Annotated in this window: 16 protein-coding genes; 14 read left to right on the plus strand and 2 right to left on the minus strand. The window is 69.7% G+C overall.

What is annotated here, in order from left to right:
* Positions 1–39: 39 nt before the first annotated feature.
* The 11 genes from pdxS (at position 40) to CU044_RS34810 (ending at position 11749) form a co-directional block, all read left to right on the plus strand.
* Positions 40–954 carry a pyridoxal 5'-phosphate synthase lyase subunit PdxS gene (pdxS, locus tag CU044_RS34760; protein ID WP_129772718.1) on the plus strand — a complete coding sequence of 305 codons (915 nt, stop codon included), beginning with the start codon at positions 40–42 and terminating at the stop codon, positions 952–954.
* A gap of 6 nt (positions 955–960) precedes the next feature.
* Positions 961–1551, plus strand: coding sequence for a pyridoxal 5'-phosphate synthase glutaminase subunit PdxT (pdxT, locus tag CU044_RS34765; protein WP_129772719.1), 591 nt, complete (start codon positions 961–963; stop codon positions 1549–1551).
* Positions 1552–1613: 62 nt separating this feature from the next.
* Positions 1614–2366 carry a YebC/PmpR family DNA-binding transcriptional regulator gene (locus CU044_RS34770; RefSeq protein ID WP_030355470.1) on the plus strand — a complete coding sequence of 251 codons (753 nt, stop codon included), beginning with the start codon at positions 1614–1616 and terminating at the stop codon, positions 2364–2366.
* Positions 2367–2494: 128 nt separating this feature from the next.
* Positions 2495–3052 (plus strand): crossover junction endodeoxyribonuclease RuvC, encoded by a 558-nt coding sequence (ruvC, locus tag CU044_RS34775; RefSeq protein ID WP_129772720.1) that lies wholly within the window; start codon positions 2495–2497, stop codon positions 3050–3052.
* On the plus strand, positions 3049–3672 hold the full coding sequence (ruvA, locus tag CU044_RS34780; protein ID WP_129772721.1) for a Holliday junction branch migration protein RuvA: 624 nt from the start codon (positions 3049–3051) through the stop codon (positions 3670–3672). Before ruvC ends, ruvA begins: the two co-directional genes overlap by 4 nt.
* A gap of 119 nt (positions 3673–3791) precedes the next feature.
* A complete protein-coding gene (ruvB, locus tag CU044_RS34785; RefSeq protein WP_129772851.1) occupies positions 3792–4832 on the plus strand; it encodes a Holliday junction branch migration DNA helicase RuvB in 1041 nt (346 codons plus the stop codon).
* 165 nt (positions 4833–4997) lie between these two features.
* Positions 4998–5450, plus strand: coding sequence for a preprotein translocase subunit YajC (gene yajC, locus CU044_RS34790; protein WP_129772722.1), 453 nt, complete (start codon positions 4998–5000; stop codon positions 5448–5450).
* Positions 5451–5594: 144 nt separating this feature from the next.
* Positions 5595–7364, plus strand: coding sequence for a protein translocase subunit SecD (gene secD, locus CU044_RS34795; protein WP_129772723.1), 1770 nt, complete (start codon positions 5595–5597; stop codon positions 7362–7364).
* A gap of 1 nt (position 7365) precedes the next feature.
* A complete protein-coding gene (gene secF / locus CU044_RS34800) occupies positions 7366–8493 on the plus strand; it encodes a protein translocase subunit SecF (RefSeq protein ID WP_129772724.1) in 1128 nt (375 codons plus the stop codon).
* The gene (locus CU044_RS34805) at positions 8490–9035 is read left to right on the plus strand and encodes an adenine phosphoribosyltransferase (RefSeq protein WP_129772725.1); all 546 of its coding nucleotides are present in this window, start codon (positions 8490–8492) and stop codon (positions 9033–9035) included. Before secF ends, CU044_RS34805 begins: the two co-directional genes overlap by 4 nt.
* Before the next feature lie 158 nt (positions 9036–9193).
* Positions 9194–11749, plus strand: coding sequence for a bifunctional (p)ppGpp synthetase/guanosine-3',5'-bis(diphosphate) 3'-pyrophosphohydrolase (locus tag CU044_RS34810; RefSeq protein ID WP_129772726.1), 2556 nt, complete (start codon positions 9194–9196; stop codon positions 11747–11749).
* Positions 11750–11880: 131 nt separating this feature from the next.
* On the opposite strand, the gene CU044_RS34815 is transcribed toward CU044_RS34810, so the two are convergent.
* A complete protein-coding gene (locus CU044_RS34815) occupies positions 11881–13110 on the minus strand; it encodes a DUF349 domain-containing protein (RefSeq protein ID WP_129772727.1) in 1230 nt (409 codons plus the stop codon).
* A gap of 150 nt (positions 13111–13260) precedes the next feature.
* Positions 13261–14058: a peptidylprolyl isomerase gene (locus CU044_RS34820; protein WP_129772728.1), complete on the minus strand. Its 798-nt coding sequence runs from the start codon at positions 14056–14058 to the stop codon at positions 13261–13263.
* 141 nt (positions 14059–14199) lie between these two features.
* On the opposite strand from CU044_RS34820, the gene CU044_RS34825 reads away from it, so the two are divergent.
* From CU044_RS34825 to CU044_RS34835, 3 genes are all read left to right on the plus strand, one after another.
* Complete coding sequence (locus CU044_RS34825) at positions 14200–14922, plus strand: MBL fold metallo-hydrolase (RefSeq protein ID WP_129772729.1); 723 nt, start codon at positions 14200–14202, stop codon at positions 14920–14922.
* 13 nt (positions 14923–14935) lie between these two features.
* Positions 14936–16198, plus strand: coding sequence for a histidine--tRNA ligase (gene hisS / locus CU044_RS34830; RefSeq protein WP_129772730.1), 1263 nt, complete (start codon positions 14936–14938; stop codon positions 16196–16198).
* Positions 16199–16378: 180 nt separating this feature from the next.
* Positions 16379–17014, plus strand: a complete 636-nt coding sequence (locus tag CU044_RS34835) for a vitamin K epoxide reductase family protein (protein WP_129772731.1) — start codon at positions 16379–16381, stop codon at positions 17012–17014.
* The last annotated feature ends 24 nt before the right edge of the window (positions 17015–17038 follow it).

Genomic DNA, 17038 nt, shown 5'->3' on the forward strand with positions numbered 1-17038 from the left:
GTGCAGTTCCCCATCGTTTTCAGCCAGTGAGGTCGCTCCGTGTCCACCACGCTTCCCACCGTTCCCCAGTCCCCCGAGACCGGCACCGCGCGCGTGAAGCGCGGTATGGCCGAGCAGCTCAAGGGGGGTGTGATCATGGACGTCGTCACGCCGGAGCAGGCGAAGATCGCCGAGGACGCCGGCGCGGTCGCCGTGATGGCGCTGGAGCGGGTGCCCGCCGATATCCGCAAGGACGGCGGCGTCGCCCGGATGTCCGACCCGGACATGATCGAGGGGATCATCGACGCGGTCTCGATCCCGGTGATGGCGAAGTCGCGGATCGGTCACTTCGTGGAGGCCCAGGTCCTGCAGTCGCTGGGCGTGGACTACATCGACGAGTCCGAGGTGCTGACCCCGGCCGACGAGGTCAACCACTCCGACAAGTGGGCGTTCACCACGCCCTTCGTCTGTGGTGCCACCAACCTGGGGGAGGCGCTGCGCCGGATCGGCGAGGGCGCGGCGATGATCCGTTCCAAGGGCGAGGCGGGCACGGGCAACGTCGTGGAGGCCGTCAGGCATCTGCGGCAGATCAAGAACGAGATCGCCAGGCTCCGCGGGTTCGACAGCAACGAGCTGTACGCCGCCGCCAAGGAGCTGCGCGCGCCGTACGAGATCGTCAAGGAGGTCGCGGCGCTCGGCAAGCTGCCGGTGGTGCTGTTCTCCGCGGGCGGTGTCGCCACCCCCGCCGACGCGGCGCTGATGCGCCAGCTCGGTGCCGAGGGCGTCTTCGTCGGGTCCGGCATCTTCAAGTCGGGTGACCCGGCCAAGCGCGCCGCGGCGATCGTGAAGGCGACCACCTTCTACGACGACCCGAAGGTCATCGCGGAGGCGTCCCGCGATCTGGGCGAGGCCATGGTCGGCATCAACTGCGACACCCTGCCCGAGGCCGAGCGCTACGCGAACCGTGGCTGGTAACCGGCGATGAGCACCCCTGTGATCGGCGTCCTGGCGCTCCAGGGCGACGTCCGGGAACATCTGGCGGCCCTGGCGACGGCGGGAGCCGAGGCCAGGACCGTCAGGCGCCCGGCGGAGCTCGACGGGGTCGAGGGGCTGGTGATCCCGGGCGGCGAGTCCACCACGATGTCCAAGCTGGCGGCGCTCTTCGGCATGCTGGAGCCGCTGCGGGAGCGGGTGGGGGCCGGGATGCCGGTCTACGGCACCTGCGCCGGGATGATCATGCTCGCCGAGAAGATCCTCGATCCGCGCTCCGGCCAGGAGACGGTCGGCGGGATCGACATGATCGTCCGCCGGAACGCCTTCGGCAGGCAGAACGAGTCCTTCGAGGCCGCGGTCGAGGTCAGCGGTGTCGACGGCGGCCCCGTGGAGGGCGTCTTCATCCGGGCCCCCTGGGTCGAGTCGGTCGGCGCCGAGGTGCGGGTGCTCGCGGAGTACGGGGGCCATGTGGTCGCCGTACGGCAGGGCAACGCCCTCGCGACCTCGTTCCATCCGGAGCTGACGGGCGACGACAGGCTGCACCGGTTCTTCACCGACATGGTGCGCTCCGCACGGTGACCGTATCCCGGTAGGATCGCTGCCGAACGGAGCAGGATTGGTTACGCGAAGGAGACAGGCAGATGTCCGGCCACTCTAAATGGGCTACGACGAAGCACAAGAAGGCCGTGATCGACGCCAAGCGCGGCAAGCTCTTCGCGAAGCTGATCAAGAACATCGAGGTCGCGGCCCGGACCGGCGGTGCCGATGTCGACGGTAACCCGACCCTCTTCGACGCCATTCAGAAGGCGAAGAAGAGCTCGGTGCCGAACAAGAACATCGACTCGGCCGTCAAGCGCGGTGCCGGCCTGGAGGCCGGTGGCGCCGACTACGAGACGATCATGTACGAGGGATACGGCCCGAACGGCGTCGCGGTGCTCATCGAGTGCCTGACCGACAACCGCAACCGCGCCGCCTCCGACGTCCGCGTCGCCATGACCCGTAACGGTGGCTCGATGGCCGACCCGGGCTCCGTCTCGTACCTCTTCAACCGCAAGGGCGTCGTGATCGTCCCCAAGGGCGAGCTGGGCGAGGACGACGTCCTGGGCGCGGTCCTCGACGCGGGCGCCGAGGAGGTCAACGACCTCGGTGAGTCCTTCGAGGTGCTCAGCGAGGCGACCGACCTGGTCGCGGTCCGCAGCGCGCTCCAGGAGGCGGGTATCGACTACGACTCCGCCGACGCCAACTTCGTCCCGACCATGCAGGTCGAGCTGGACGAGGAGGGCGCGCGCAAGATCTTCAAGCTGATCGACGCCCTTGAGGACAGCGACGACGTGCAGAACGTCTTCGCCAACTTCGACGTCTCGGACGATGTGATGGAGAAGGTCGACGCCTGACGGTCACGGCTGACACGGCTTCATCTGACGGGCCGACGGGACACGCCCTCCCGTCGGCCCGTCGCGTTGTCGGTGGCGACCGATACTGTGCTGATCAGCGGGAACATTTGACCGAGGGAGGGGGCGCCATGCGGGTGCTGGGAGTTGATCCCGGGCTGACCCGGTGCGGCGTGGGCGTCGTCGAGGGCGTCGCGGGCCGTCCGCTGGCCATGCTGGGCGTCGGCGTGGTCCGTACGCCCGCGGACGCCGAGACCAGTCGGCGGCTGGTCGCCATCGAGCAGGGCATCGACGGCTGGCTGGACGAGCACCGGCCCGAACTCGTCGCGGTGGAGCGGGTGTTCGCCCAGCACAATGTGCGTACGGTCATGGGCACCGCGCAGGCCAGCGCGGTCGCCATGCTCTGCGCCGCGCGCCGCGGCATCCCCGTGGCCCTGCACACCCCCAGCGAGGTCAAGGCGGCCATCACCGGCAGCGGCCGGGCGGACAAGGCCCAGGTCGGTGCGATGGTGACCCGGCTGCTGCGGCTCGACGCCCCGCCGAAGCCGGCCGACGCCGCCGACGCCCTCGCGCTCGCCATCTGCCATATCTGGCGTGCCCCCGTGCTGAACCGGCTTCAGCAGGCGCAGGCGGCGGCCCGTCCCTCCCGTGTCCCCACCACCGCATCCGTACGGAAGGTCACGCGATGATCGCCTTCGTCAGCGGCCCGGTCGCCGCCCTCGCCCCGACCACGGCGGTGATCGAGGTAGGCGGCGTCGGCATGGCCGTCCAGTGCACGCCCGGGACGCTCGCCGGGCTGCGCGTCGGCCAGGACGCGAGGCTCGCCACCTCCCTGGTCGTGCGGGAGGACTCCCTGACCCTGTACGGCTTCGCGGACGACGACGAACGCCAGGTCTTCGAGCTGTTGCAGACCGCGAGCGGGGTGGGCCCGAGGCTGGCGCAGGCCATGCTCGCCGTACACAGCCCGGACGCGCTGCGTCTCGCCGTCTCCACGGGCGACGAGAAGGCGCTGACCGCGGTCCCCGGCATCGGCAAGAAGGGCGCCCAGAAGCTGCTGCTCGAACTGAAGGACCGGCTCGGCGAACCGGTCGGCGTGGCCGGACGGGGGGCCGTCGGCTCCGCTGTCTCCGCCTCCTGGAGCGACCAGCTGCACGCCGCGCTGATCGGTCTCGGCTATGCCGGCCGCGAGGCGGATGACGCGGTGGCCCTGGTCACCCCGCAGGCCGAGGCGGCGCTCGCCGAGGGGACACAGCCCCCCGTGCCCCGACTGCTGCGGGCCGCGCTCCAGAGCCTGAACAGAACGCGTTGAGCCGGCGCCGGCCGCCCTTCCGTGCCGTACTCCGAGGCGCCGTCGAGCGACGCGCCCCTTTCCCGAGGTGAAACAGAGTGAACTGGGACGACACCAGCGGCGGTACGCCGCCGGACGACATGGCCGAGCGGCTCGTCGGCTCGTCCGCCGACGGCGAGGACCAGGCCGTCGAGGCGGCGCTGCGGCCCAAGTCGCTGGGTGAGTTCGTCGGGCAGGAGCGGGTGCGCGAGCAGCTCGACCTGGTGCTGAAGGCGGCCCTCGCGCGTGGGGCGACCGCCGACCACGTACTGCTCTCGGGCGCTCCGGGGCTGGGCAAGACCACCCTCTCCATGATCATCGCGGCTGAGATGAAGGCTCCGATCCGGATCACCTCGGGTCCCGCCATCCAGCACGCCGGCGATCTCGCGGCGATCCTCTCCTCCCTCCAGGAGGGTGAGGTTCTCTTCCTGGACGAGATCCACCGGATGTCCCGGCCCGCCGAGGAGATGCTCTACATGGCGATGGAGGACTTCCGGGTCGACGTGATCGTCGGCAAGGGTCCTGGCGCCACCGCCATCCCGCTGGAGCTGCCGCCGTTCACTCTGGTGGGTGCCACCACCCGGGCCGGTCTGCTGCCGCCCCCGCTGCGCGACCGCTTCGGTTTCACGGGCCATATGGAGTTCTACGAGAGCGCCGAGCTGGAGCGTGTGATCCACCGCTCCGCCCACCTCCTCGATCTGGAGATCGACGCCGAGGGCGCGGCGGAGATCGCGGGACGCTCCCGCGGCACGCCCCGTATCGCCAACCGGCTGCTGCGGCGCGTACGCGACTACGCGCAGGTCAAGGCGGACGGCGTCATCAACCGCGAGGTGGCCGCCGTGGCCCTCGGGGTCTACGAGGTGGACGCCCGCGGCCTGGACCGGCTCGACCGCGCCGTACTGACGGCCCTGCTCAAGCTCTTCGGCGGCGGCCCCGTCGGCCTGTCGACCCTGGCGGTGGCCGTGGGGGAGGAGCGTGAGACGGTGGAGGAAGTCGCGGAGCCCTTTCTCGTACGGGAGGGACTGCTGGCCCGCACTCCGCGCGGCCGGGTCGCGACCCCCGCCGCCTGGGCCCACCTGGGGCTCGCACCCCCTCAGCAGGCCCCCGGCGCGGGTGGCCAGCGGGGTTTGTTCGGGGCATGAGGGCGATGGCACTCGCCGGGTCAGGAACCCCGGTGCGATGCTGGGCGTTGTTCCAACGAAGCGGACTCGCTTAGACTCCGCCGATGCCGCCCTTCCGGGTCGGCGTGCCCACCCCCGTATACCAGGCCGCTCGACAGCGCGGTCGTGCGAAGGAAGTTCCCTCCCGTGAGTATCGTGACCCTCCTCCCCTTCATCGTGCTCATCGGGGCCATGTTCCTGATGACCCGGTCCGCCAAGAAGAAGCAGCAGGCAGCCGCGCAGATGCGCGACGAAATGCAGCCCGGCACCGGCATCCGCACCATCGGGGGCATGTACGCCACCGTCAAGGAGGTGCACGACGACATGGTCCTTCTGGAGGTCGCTCCCGGCGTCCACGCCGTCTACGCCAAGAACGCCATCGGCGCCGTCCTGGACGACGACGAGTACAACCGCATCGTGCACGGCGAGGACGACCTCAAGAGCGACCTCGACGCTCCGGTCGTCCCGGACGACGCCTCCTCGCTGACCGGGACGGACAGCACCCCGGACGACGCCAAGATCGACCTGGGCAAGAAGCCCGAGGCCGACGACGCCGAGGCCAAGGACGGCAAGGCCGACGGCGAGGCCGGCGCGAAGTAGTCCCGACCGTGCCGACGGGCCGCGCCGCGGCCCGTCGCGGCGTACGGTCGCGCTGGAATTCTGCGGGGGCAGGTCCCCACAACACTTCGTGGCCGCTCCGGCGCACACCCGGCGTGGGGCGGTTGGACAGGGAGAAACGAGAAGGTGGCAGCACCTAATAAGGGCCGCAGGCAAGCGGGGTCCCCAGGCAGGCCAGGGCGCACCCTGGCACTGTTCCTGATTGCCATGGTCGCCCTCACGGGCGGGATGTTCTGGTCCGGTCATGTCACGCCACGCCTGGGAATCGACCTCGCCGGCGGCACGAGCATCACGCTCCAGGCGAAGAACACGCCGGGCAAGCCGAACGCGATCAACAAGACCAACATGGACACCGCCGTCAGCATCATCGAGCGGCGTGTCAACGGTCTTGGTGTCTCGGAGGCCGAGGTCCAGACGCAGGGCAGCAGCAACATCATCGTCAACATCCCCAAGGGGACGAACGAGAAGCAGGCCCGTGATCAGGTCGGCACCACGGCCCAGCTGTACTTCCGGCCGGTACTGACGGTCGCCGCGGGCGGCCCGGCCGCTCCGCAGCCCTCGGCCAGCGGTACTCCGAGCGGCTCCCCTTCCTCCTCCGCGGGCAACCCGTCGAGCGACGAGTCCGCCGGCAACTCCGACCCGTCGCCCTCATCGAGCTCCACCGCTCAGGGCCGTGCCGTCACGGACGGTCTGAAGAAGGACGTGACACCCTCTCCGGGCGCGTCCTCCTCGGACAAGCCCGGCTCCTCGGACAAGCCGTCCCCCTCCGCCACGCCCTCCACCGACCCGGCCACGGCCGCTCTGGAGAAGAAGTTCACGGACCTGGACTGCACCAACCAGGCCGCGCGCACCAAGGCCAACCAGGGAGCCACGCCCAAGGACACGATCGTGGCCTGCGGCAAGAACTCCGGCGGCGAGTGGGAGAAGTACATCCTCGGCCCCGCCGAGCTGGAGGGCACGGACGTCGATGACGCCAAGGGCGTTCTCGACCCGCAGCGTGGCATCTGGATCGTCACGATGGACTTCAGCAGCGGTGGCACGAAGAAGTTCCAGTCCATCACCGGCAAGCTCTCCCAGCAGCAGCCGCCGATGAACCAGTTCGCCATCGTGCTCGACGGCAATGTCGTCTCGGCGCCCTCGGTGAGCCAGACGCTCGGCGGCAGCGCCGAGATCTCCGGCAGCTTCACCCAGCAGTCCGCCCAGGACCTGGCCAACATCCTGTCGTACGGCGCGCTGCCGCTCTCCTTCCAGGAGCAGAGCGTCACGACGGTCACCGCCGCGCTCGGCGGTGAGCAACTGGAGGCGGGCCTGATCGCCGGTGCGATCGGCCTCGCCCTGGTGGTCATCTACCTGGTGGCGTACTACCGCGGTCTCGCCGGCATCGCGATCCTCAGCCTCGGCGCGTCGGGCATCATGACGTACACGATCATGTCGCTGCTCGGCCCGGGAATCGGCTTCGCGCTGAACCTGCCGGCCGTGTGCGGTGCGATCGTCGCCATCGGTATCACCGCGGACTCGTTCATCGTCTACTTCGAGCGCATCCGTGACGAGATCCGCGAGGGCCGCACGCTCAGGCCCGCCGTCGAACGCGCCTGGCCGCGCGCCCGGCGCACGATCCTGGTCTCCGACTTCGTGTCGTTCCTCGCCGCCGCCGTGCTGTTCCTCGTCACGGTCGGCAAGGTCCAGGGCTTCGCGTTCACCCTCGGTCTGACCACCCTCCTCGACGTGGTCGTGGTGTTCTTCTTCACCAAGCCGGTGATGACGCTCCTCGCCCGCACGAAGTTCTTCGCCAGCGGTCACCCCTGGTCCGGACTGGACCCGAAGCGGCTCGGCGCCAAGCCCCCGCTGCGCCGCTCCCGCCGTGTCAGCGCTCCCACCGACCCGAAGGAGGCGTGAGATGTCGCGACTCGGCGCACTCGGCGCCCGGCTCTACCGCGGTGAAGTCGGCTACGACTTCATCGGGAAGCGCAAGTTCTGGTACGCGCTCTCGATCCTGATCACCATCACGGCCATCGCGGGCGTGGTGGTACGCGGTCTCAACATGGGCATCGAGTTCAAGGGCGGTGCCGTCTTCACCATCCCGAGCACGAGCGTCTCCGTGACGCAGGCCCGGACGATCACCGAAGAGGCCTCGGGCCACGACGCGATCGTCCAGCAGCTCGGCAACGGCGGCATGCGGATCCAGGTCACCGAACTGGACACCAAGCAGGCCGACGGCGTGCGCACGGAGCTCGCCAAGGACCTGAAGGTCGACGAGGCGAAGATCAACGCCGAACTCGTCGGTCCGAGCTGGGGCGCGACGATCGCCAACAAGGCCTGGATGGGCCTGGGGATCTTCATGGTCCTGGTGGTGATCTATCTGGCGATCGCCTTCGAATGGCGTATGGCGGTCGCGGCCCTGATCGCCCTGATCCACGACCTCACGATCACCGTCGGTGTGTACGCGCTGGTCGGCTTCGAGGTCACCCCGGGTACGGTGATCGGTCTGCTCACCATCCTCGGTTACTCCCTCTACGACACCGTCGTCGTCTTCGACAGTCTCAAGGAGGGGTCGAAGGACATCACCAAGCAGACCCGCTGGACCTACAGCGAGGTCGCCAACCGCTCGATCAACAGCACGCTGGTGCGTTCCATCAACACCACCGTGGTCGCGCTGCTGCCGGTCGCCGGTCTGCTCTTCATCGGCGGCGGTTTCCTCGGCGCCGGCATGCTGAACGACATCTCGCTCTCGCTCTTCGTCGGCCTCGCCGCCGGTGCGTACTCCTCGATCTTCATCGCCACGCCGCTCGTCGCCGACCTGAAGGAACGCGACCCGCGGATCAAGGCGCTGAAGAAGCGGGTGCTCGCCAAGCGGGCCGCCGCTGCCGCCAAGGGCGAGCAGCCCGACGGCTCCTCGGACGGTGACGACGCCATCGAGGACGACGGTCCCGAGGACATCGTTCCCGGAGCGCCGGCGGCCGCCGTGGCCGGCCAGCGCGCCAGGGGCGGTCGTGGCCGCCCGTCGGGTTCGGGGAGGCGTCGGTGACGGACACCAGCACGCGGGAGCTGCTGCTCAGCCGCATCCGTGATGTCGCGGACTACCCCAAGCCTGGCGTCGTCTTCAAGGACATCACGCCGCTGCTGGCCGACCCGAAGGCCTTCACGGCGCTCACCGACACGCTCGCGGAGCTGTGCGCGCGGTACGGCGCGACGAAGATCGTGGGCCTGGAGGCCCGCGGCTTCATCCTGGCGGCCCCCGTGGCGGTCCGGGCGGGCGTGGGCTTCATCCCCGTACGCAAGGCGGGCAAGCTCCCCGGCGCGACGCTGTCGCAGTCGTACGAGCTGGAGTACGGCTCCGCGGAGATAGAGGTCCACGCGGAGGACCTGGACCAGGACGACCGGGTCCTCGTCATCGACGACGTACTGGCCACCGGCGGTACGGCCGAGGCCTCGCTGGAGCTGGTCCGGCGGGCCGGCGCCGAGGTGGTGGGCGTCGCGGTCCTGATGGAGCTGGGTTTCCTGGGCGGCAGGGCCCGTCTTGAGCCCGTCCTGGGCGGGGCCCCGCTGGAGGCTCTGATCACGCTCTGAGCGGCCCTTCGAGGCATACGGACGGGCACCCGGGAACAACCGGGTGCCCGTCCGTCGTTGCAGGGCTCTCAGGTCCTGGGGCGAGAGAGACGCCCGAGGTCGATACCATGGAACCTCCGGGCCTGACCGGGGGACCTGGATCCGCACGAGGAGCGCCCTTGCCAGAAGAGGTCCAGCCACTGGCCGCCGCAACGCCCGATCACTCTGCCGAGCAGGCCGCGGCGGCATCGTCCGTGCCGCGGCACAAGGCCGCGGTCGCGGCGGAGGAGAAGGCCGCCCGCGCGTCCGCGGAGACCTCGGACGGGCGCCCCGTGGAGGCGCCCCCGGCGCCCCTGCCCCCCGCGCCCCCGGAGCGCCCCTCCACGCCCGTCAGCGCCCCCAAGCCCGGCCCCGCGGCCACGCCGCGTTCCGGCGGGTCCTCCAACCGCGTACGGGCCCGGCTCGCCCGGCTCGGGGTGCAGCGCTCGTCGCCGTACAACCCGGTGCTCGAACCGCTCCTGCGGACCGTGCGCGGCAACGACCCGAAGATCGAGACGGCCACGCTCCGCCAGATCGAGCGCGCCTACCAGGTCGCCGAGCGCTGGCACCGCGGTCAGAAGCGCAAGAGCGGCGACCCGTACATCACGCATCCCCTCGCGGTGACGACGATCCTCGCGGAGCTGGGCATGGACCCGGCCACTCTGATGGCGGGTCTGCTGCACGACACCGTCGAGGACACCGAGTACGGCCTCGACACCCTGCGCCGCGACTTCGGCGACCAGGTCGCGCTGCTCGTCGACGGCGTCACCAAGCTGGACAAGGTCAAGTTCGGCGAGGCGGCGCAGGCCGAGACCGTACGCAAGATGGTCGTCGCCATGGCCAAGGACCCGCGGGTCCTGGTGATCAAGCTCGCCGACCGGCTGCACAACATGCGCACCATGCGCTATCTCAAGCGGGAGAAGCAGGAGAAGAAGGCCCGCGAGACGCTGGAGATCTACGCGCCCCTGGCCCACCGGCTGGGCATGAACACCATCAAGTGGGAGCTGGAGGACCTCGCCTTCGCGATCCTCTACCCGAAGATGTACGACGAGATCGTCCGGCTCGTCGCGGAGCGCGCCCCCAAGCGGGACGAGTATCTGGCCATAGTGACCGACGAGGTCCAGTCGGATCTGCGCGCCGCCCGGATCAAGGCCACCGTCACCGGCCGCCCGAAGCACTACTACAGCGTCTACCAGAAGATGATCGTCCGCGGCCGGGACTTCGCGGAGATCTACGATCTGGTGGGCATCCGTGTCCTCGTCGACACCGTCCGCGACTGTTACGCGGCGCTCGGCACCGTCCACGCGCGGTGGAATCCGGTCCCCGGCCGGTTCAAGGACTACATCGCGATGCCCAAGTTCAACATGTACCAGTCGCTGCACACGACGGTCATCGGGCCCAACGGCAAGCCCGTCGAGCTCCAGATCCGTACGTTCGACATGCACCGCCGCGCCGAGTACGGCATCGCCGCGCACTGGAAGTACAAGCAGGAGGCCGTCGCGGGCGCCTCCAAGGTGCGTACGGACGTGCCCAGGAACGCGGGCAAGGGCGCCGGCCAGGACACCGTCAACGACATGGCGTGGCTGCGCCAGCTGCTGGACTGGCAGAAGGAGACCGAGGACCCCAGCGAGTTCCTGGAGTCGCTCCGCTTCGACCTGTCCCGCAACGAGGTCTTCGTCTTCACGCCCAAGGGCGATGTGATAGCGCTGCCCGCCGGTGCCACCCCCGTCGACTTCGCGTACGCGGTGCACACGGAGGTCGGCCACCGGACCATAGGAGCCCGGGTCAACGGGCGGCTCGTACCGCTCGAATCGACGCTGGACAACGGCGATCTGGTGGAGGTCTTCACCTCCAAGGCGTCCGGGGCGGGCCCCTCGCGCGACTGGCTGGGCTTCGTCAAGTCACCGCGGGCCAGGAACAAGATCCGCGCGTGGTTCTCCAAGGAGCGCCGCGACGAGGCGATCGAGCAGGGCAAGGACGCCATCGCGCGGGCCATGCGCAAGCAGAACCTGCCGATCCAGCGCATCCTCACCGGCGACTCGCTGGTCACGCTCGCGCACGAGATGCGCTACCCCGACATCTCGTCCCTGTACGCGGCGATCGGCGAGGGCCATGTGGCCGCGCAGGGCGTCGTACAGAAGCTGGTGCAGGCCCTCGGCGGCGAGGAGGCCGCCAACGAGGACATCGCCGAGAGCGCCCCGCCCTCGCACGGCCGCAGCAAGCGCCGCGCCAACGCCGACCCCGGCGTGGTCGTCAAGGGCGTCGAGGACGTCTGGGTCAAGCTCGCCCGCTGCTGTACGCCGGTCCCGGGCGACCCGATCATCGGCTTCGTGACACGCGGCAGCGGTGTCTCGGTGCACCGCGCCGACTGCGTCAATGTCGACTCGCTCTCCCAGCAGCCCGAACGGATCCTCGAGGTCGAGTGGGCCCCGACCCAGTCGTCGGTCTTCCTGGTCGCCATCCAGGTCGAGGCGCTGGACCGCTCCCGGCTGCTGTCGGACGTCACCCGCGTCCTGTCCGACCAGCATGTGAACATCCTGTCCGCGGCCGTCCAGACCTCCCGCGACCGGGTCGCCACGTCCCGGTTCACCTTCGAGATGGGCGACCCGAAGCACCTGGGACATGTCCTGAAGGCCGTACGGGGTGTGGAGGGCGTCTACGACGTCTACCGCGTCACCTCGGCGCGCAGGCCGTAGAGGGCGACGGACGAGGGGCGACGAAGGGCAACGACGAAGGGCAACGACGAAGGGGCTCCCCGCAGCGGATGCGGGGAGCCCCTTCGTCGTCTCAGGATGACGCCGGGCCGGGCGGTGCCCGGCCCGGTCTCTCAGCCGCCGAACTCCTGAAGACCCTTCAGCGCCTGGTCCAGCAGGGCCTGCCGGCCCTCCAGCTCCTTGGCGAGCTTGTCCGCCTTGGCGTTGTTGCCCGCCGCGCGCGCCGCGTCGATCTGCGTACGCAGCTTGTCGACCGCGCCCTGGAGCTGGCCCGTCAGACCCGCGGCGCGTGCACGCGCCTCCGGGTTCGTCCGGCGCCACTCGTTCTCCTCGGACTCCTGAAGAGCCCGCTCCACCGCGTGCATCCGGCCCTCGACCTTGGGACGGGCGTCACGCGGTACGTGGCCGATGGCCTCCCAGCGCTCGTTGAGCGCCCGGAACGCCGCCCTGGCCGCCTTGAGGTCCGTGACCGGCACCAGCCGCTCGGCCTCGACCGCGAGTTCCTCCTTGAGCTTGAGGTTCTCGCCCTGCTCGGCGTCCCGCTCGGCGAAGACCTCGCCACGCGCCGCGAAGAAGACGTCCTGGGCGCCGCGGAAGCGGTTCCACAGATCGTCCTCGGCCTCGCGCTGGGCGCGGCCCGCCGCCTTCCACTCGGTCATCAGCTCGCGGTAGCGGGCGGCCGTACCGCCCCAGTCGGTGGAGCCGGACAGCGATTCGGCCTCCGCGACCAGTTTCTCCTTGGCCTTGCGGGCGTCCTCGCGCTGCGCGTCGAGCGCCGCGAAGTGCGCCTTGCGGCGCTTGGAGAACGCCGAGCGCGCATGCGAGAAGCGGTGCCACAGCTCGTCGTCGGACTTCCGGTCGAGCCTCGGCAGGCCCTTCCAGGTGTCCACCAGTGCCCGCAGCCGCTCACCGGCCGACCGCCACTGATCGCTCTGCGCGAGCTCCTCCGCCTCGGTGACCAGCGCCTCCTTGGCGTGGCGCGCCTCGTCGGTCTGCTTCGCCCGCTGCGCCTTGCGCTCCTCACGGCGCGAGTCGACCGTCGCCACCAGCGCGTCGAGCCGCTTGCGCAGCGCTTCGAGATCGCCCACGGCGTGGTGCTCGTCGACCTGGCCGCGCAGATGCTCGATCGCGGTCGTCGCATCCTTCGCGGACAGATCGGTGGTCTTCACCCGCCGTTCGAGGAGGCCGATCTCGACAACCAGGCCCTCGTACTTGCGCTCGAAATAGGCCAGAGCCTCCTCCGGAGAGCCTGCCTGCCACGATCCGACGACCTGTTCGCCCTCGGCCGTACGCACGTACACGGTGCCCGTCTCATCGACGCGGCCCCACGGGTCGCTGCTCACAGCGCCTCCTCCACCTGATGTCCGTGAGGGGTGTGGCCCCCGGGCATCATCCACAGTTTCCTGGGACGGGCTGCGCCCGCCCTGCACAACGCCAATCTAGGCGACCGGCCGCCCGGCTGTCCGCACTCAGCGCGGCCGAAATTCACAGGGTCACGCCGTGTCGACCGTGCCCTTCTCCACGGTGACGGTCTTCTTGGGCGCGCCGTCGCCCGTGCCGCCGTCCACTCCGGCCTTCGCCACGGCTTCCACGACCTTCAGGCCGGCGTCGTCCATGGTCCCGAACGGCGTGTAGCTGGGCGGGAGTTTGGTGTCCTTGTAGACCAGGAAGAACTGGCTGCCGCCGGTGTGCGGCTGGCCGGTATTGGCCATCGCGACCGTCCCCGCCGGGTACGTGACCGAGCCGTCGGCGCCCGCCTTGCCGAGAGCCGTCAGATTCTCGTCCTCGATCGTGTAGCCGGGACCGCCGGTGCCGTCGCCCTTCGGATCGCCGCACTGGAGCACGAAGATGCCCTCGGTGGTCAGCCGGTGACACTTCGTGCTGTCGAAGTACTTCTTGTCCGCGAGCGCCTTGAACGAGTTCACCGTGTGCGGTGTCTTCTTGGCGTCCATCGCGATGGAGATGTCGCCCTGGCTCGTCTTGAGCGCCATGGTGTACTTGGCGTTCTTGTCGATGGCCATCTTCGGCTCGGGCTTGCTGCTCTCGCTCGGCGAGGGCGAGGGCGAGGCGGAGTCGCTCGACTCCGGGCCGGCGGCCTTGTCGCTGCTGTCGCCGTCCGTCAGGCCGACCGAGGCGTACGCCGCGGCTCCCGCGAGCACCACCACGGCCAGCACGGACGCGATGATGACATTGCGGCGCTTCGCCTTGTTCCGGGCCTCGGCCCGGCGCTGCTGCTGCCGCTCGAACTTCTCCCGGGCGAGCTGCCGCCGCCGCTGATCGCTGTTGACCACCGGGTCCACTCCTCGTATGTGTATGTGATCCTGTCCGGCCTGATCTAGCCCGTTACCGTATATGGGTTCGCTGTGGATTGAGGACCGCCGGTAGTCTCTGAACTGCTGCATTCTCCCGACGGACGACATATAAGGACGATCGTGCTCATTGCCGGGTTCCCCGCCGGGGCCTGGGGGACCAATTGCTATCTGGTCGCCCCCGCCGCGGGCGAGGAGTGCGTGATCATCGACCCGGGCCACCAGGCCGCACAGGGCGTTGAGGACGCGGTACGCAAGCACCGGCTCAAGCCCGTCGCCGTCATCCTGACTCATGGGCACATCGACCATGTCGCCTCGGTCGTCCCCGTGTGCGGAGCACATGACGTACCGGCGTGGATCCACCCCGCGGACCGCTACATGATGAGTGACCCCGAGAAGGCGCTCGGCCGCTCGATCGGGATGCCGCTGATGGGCGAGCTGACCGTGGGGGAGCCGGCCGAGGTCCAGGAGCTGACCGACGGCGCCGGACTGGCGCTGGCGGGACTGGAGTTCACCGTCGCGCACGCCCCGGGCCATACCAAGGGGTCGGTGACGTTCGGAACGCCCGAGGCGGTCGGCGGTGCCGATATCCCGCCGGTTCTCTTCTCGGGCGATCTGCTCTTCGCCGGCTCCATCGGACGCACCGATCTGCCCGGTGGCGACCACGCCGAGATCATCGAGTCCCTGGCACGGGTGTGCCTGCCGCTCGACGACTCGACCGTGGTGCTGTCCGGACACGGCCCCCAGACGACCATCGGCCGCGAGCGCGCCGCCAACCCTTATCTGAGGGAGCTGGCCGCCGGCCACGGAAGCGGCCCGACCGCCGCTCCGCGACGAGGAATGTGAAGCACCGATCCCCATGAGCACCTTCCGGGCCCCCAAGGGCACCTACGACCTGATCCCGCCCGTCTCGGCGGTCTATCTCGCCGTGCGCGAGGCCATCTCCGCGCCGCTGCGCAACTCCGGCTACGGCTATGTCGAGACGCCCGGTTTCGAGAACGTCGAGCTGTTCGCCCGCGGTGTCGGCGAGTCCACCGACATCGTCTCCAAGGAGATGTACGCCTTCGAGACCAAGGGCGGCGACAAGCTGGCACTGCGCCCCGAAGGCACCGCCTCCGTGCTGCGTGCCGCGCTGGAGGCCAATCTGCACAAGGCCGGGAATCTGCCGGTCAAGCTCTGGTACTCCGGCTCGTACTACCGCTACGAGCGCCCCCAGAAGGGCCGTTACCGCCACTTCTCGCAGGTCGGCGCCGAGGCGATCGGCGCGGAGGACCCCGCGCTCGACGCCGAACTGATCATCCTGGCCGACCAGGCGTACCGCTCCCTGGGGCTGCGCGACTTCCGCATCCTGCTCAACTCGCTGGGCGACAAGGAGTGCCGCCCCGTCTACCGCGAGGTGCTCCAGAACTTCCTGCGCGGGCTCGACCTGGACGAGGACACGCGCCGGCGCATCGAGATCAACCCGCTGCGGGTGCTCGACGACAAGCGCGCCGACGTACAGGAGCAGCTCGTCGGGGCGCCGATGCTGCGCGACTATCTGTGCGACGCGTGCAAGGCGTACCACGAGGAGGTGCGCGAGCTGCTGACGGCCGCCGGGGTGGCGTACGAGGACGACGAGAAGCTCGTACGCGGTCTCGACTACTACACCAGGACCACCTTCGAGTTCGTGCACGACGGGCTCGGCGCGCAGTCCGCGGTGGGCGGCGGCGGCCGGTACGACGGGCTCTCCGAGATGATCGGCGGCCCGGCGCTCCCGTCGGTCGGCTGGGCGCTCGGCGTGGACCGTACGGTGCTGGCGCTGGAGGCCGAGGGGATCCGGCTCGATCTCCCGAACGCCACCAGCGTCTTCGCGGTGCCGCTCGGCGAGGAGGCGCGGCGTCGGCTGTTCGCCGTCGTCACCGAGCTGCGCAGGGCCGGGATCCCCGCGGACTTCTCGTACGGCGCGAAGGGCCTCAAGGGCGCCATGAAGAACGCCAACAGGTCCGGTGCCCGCTACACGATCGTCGTGGGCGAGCGCGATCTCGCGGAGGGCGTCGCCCAGCTCAAGGACATGGAGAGCGGCGAGCAGTCGGCGGTGGCGCTCGACGACCTTGTGACGGAGCTGACACAGCGGCTCGGCTGACCGCGCGGAAACGGTGCGGGGCCTGGACGGAGACCGTCCGGGCCCCGCTTTCCTTATGCCGGGCGAACGGTGGACCCGGGGGCCTGTGCGGCACAATGAGCCTGCCCCGGAGGTCTCCGAGTACGCGAGCTCCCCGCGTCTCCCCGAGCGTGCGAACTCCCCGAGTGATGGAACGGTGATATGACGCGAGCAGTGGTGGACGACGTCTCCTCCGACCGCGAGGAAGGGACGGCCGCGGGCACCGTCGGCGGCAGCCGCGCGTTCGCGCTCCTGCTGGTCATCACCGGCGCGGCGGGACTGCTGGCGGCCTGGGTGATCACCCTCGACAAGTTCAAGCTGCTGGAGGACCCGGGCTTCACGCCCGGATGCAGCCTGAACCCGGTGGTCTCCTGCGGCAACATCATGAAGAGTGACCAGGCGTCGGCCTTCGGCTTCCCGAACCCGATGCTCGGACTCGTCACCTACGCCGTCGTGATCTTCATCGGGGTCGGACTGCTCGCCGGGGCGCGCTACCGGAACTGGTTCTGGCTCGGGCTGAACGCGGGCACCCTCTTCGGCGTCGGATTCTGCACCTGGCTCCAGTACCAGTCGCTATACACCATCAGCTCGCTCTGCCTGTGGTGCTGCCTGGCCTGGGTCGCCACGATCCTGATGTTCTGGTACGTCACGTCCCACAACATCCGCGAGGGCGTGCTGCCCGCGCCGTCGTGGCTGCGCGGTTTCCTGGGCGAGTTCACGTGGGTGCTGCCGGTGCTGCACATCGGGATCATCGGGATGCTCATCCTGACCCGCTGGTGGGACTTCTGGACCGGCTGAGGGCACCGTCGGCGGGCGGGAGGC

Origin of the sequence: Streptomyces sp. L-9-10 (genome assembly GCF_004151105.1) — a bacterium.
Classification (GTDB): Bacteria; Actinomycetota; Actinomycetes; order Streptomycetales; family Streptomycetaceae; genus Streptomyces.

What these genes read in the sequence shown, in the direction of transcription:
- pdxT (WP_129772719.1), top strand. Translation starts at nt 961, where the DNA reads ATGAGCACCCCTGTGATCGGCGTCCTGGCGCTCCAGGGCGACGTCCGG.
- CU044_RS34770 (WP_030355470.1), top strand. Translation starts at nt 1,614, where the DNA reads ATGTCCGGCCACTCTAAATGGGCTACGACGAAGCACAAGAAGGCCGTG.
- ruvC (WP_129772720.1), top strand. Translation starts at nt 2,495, where the DNA reads ATGCGGGTGCTGGGAGTTGATCCCGGGCTGACCCGGTGCGGCGTGGGC.
- ruvA (WP_129772721.1), top strand. Translation starts at nt 3,049, where the DNA reads ATGATCGCCTTCGTCAGCGGCCCGGTCGCCGCCCTCGCCCCGACCACG.
- ruvB (WP_129772851.1), top strand. Translation starts at nt 3,792, where the DNA reads ATGGCCGAGCGGCTCGTCGGCTCGTCCGCCGACGGCGAGGACCAGGCC.
- secF (WP_129772724.1), top strand. Translation starts at nt 7,366, where the DNA reads ATGTCGCGACTCGGCGCACTCGGCGCCCGGCTCTACCGCGGTGAAGTC.
- hisS (WP_129772730.1), top strand. Translation starts at nt 14,936, where the DNA reads ATGAGCACCTTCCGGGCCCCCAAGGGCACCTACGACCTGATCCCGCCC.
- CU044_RS34835 (WP_129772731.1), top strand. Translation starts at nt 16,379, where the DNA reads ATGACGCGAGCAGTGGTGGACGACGTCTCCTCCGACCGCGAGGAAGGG.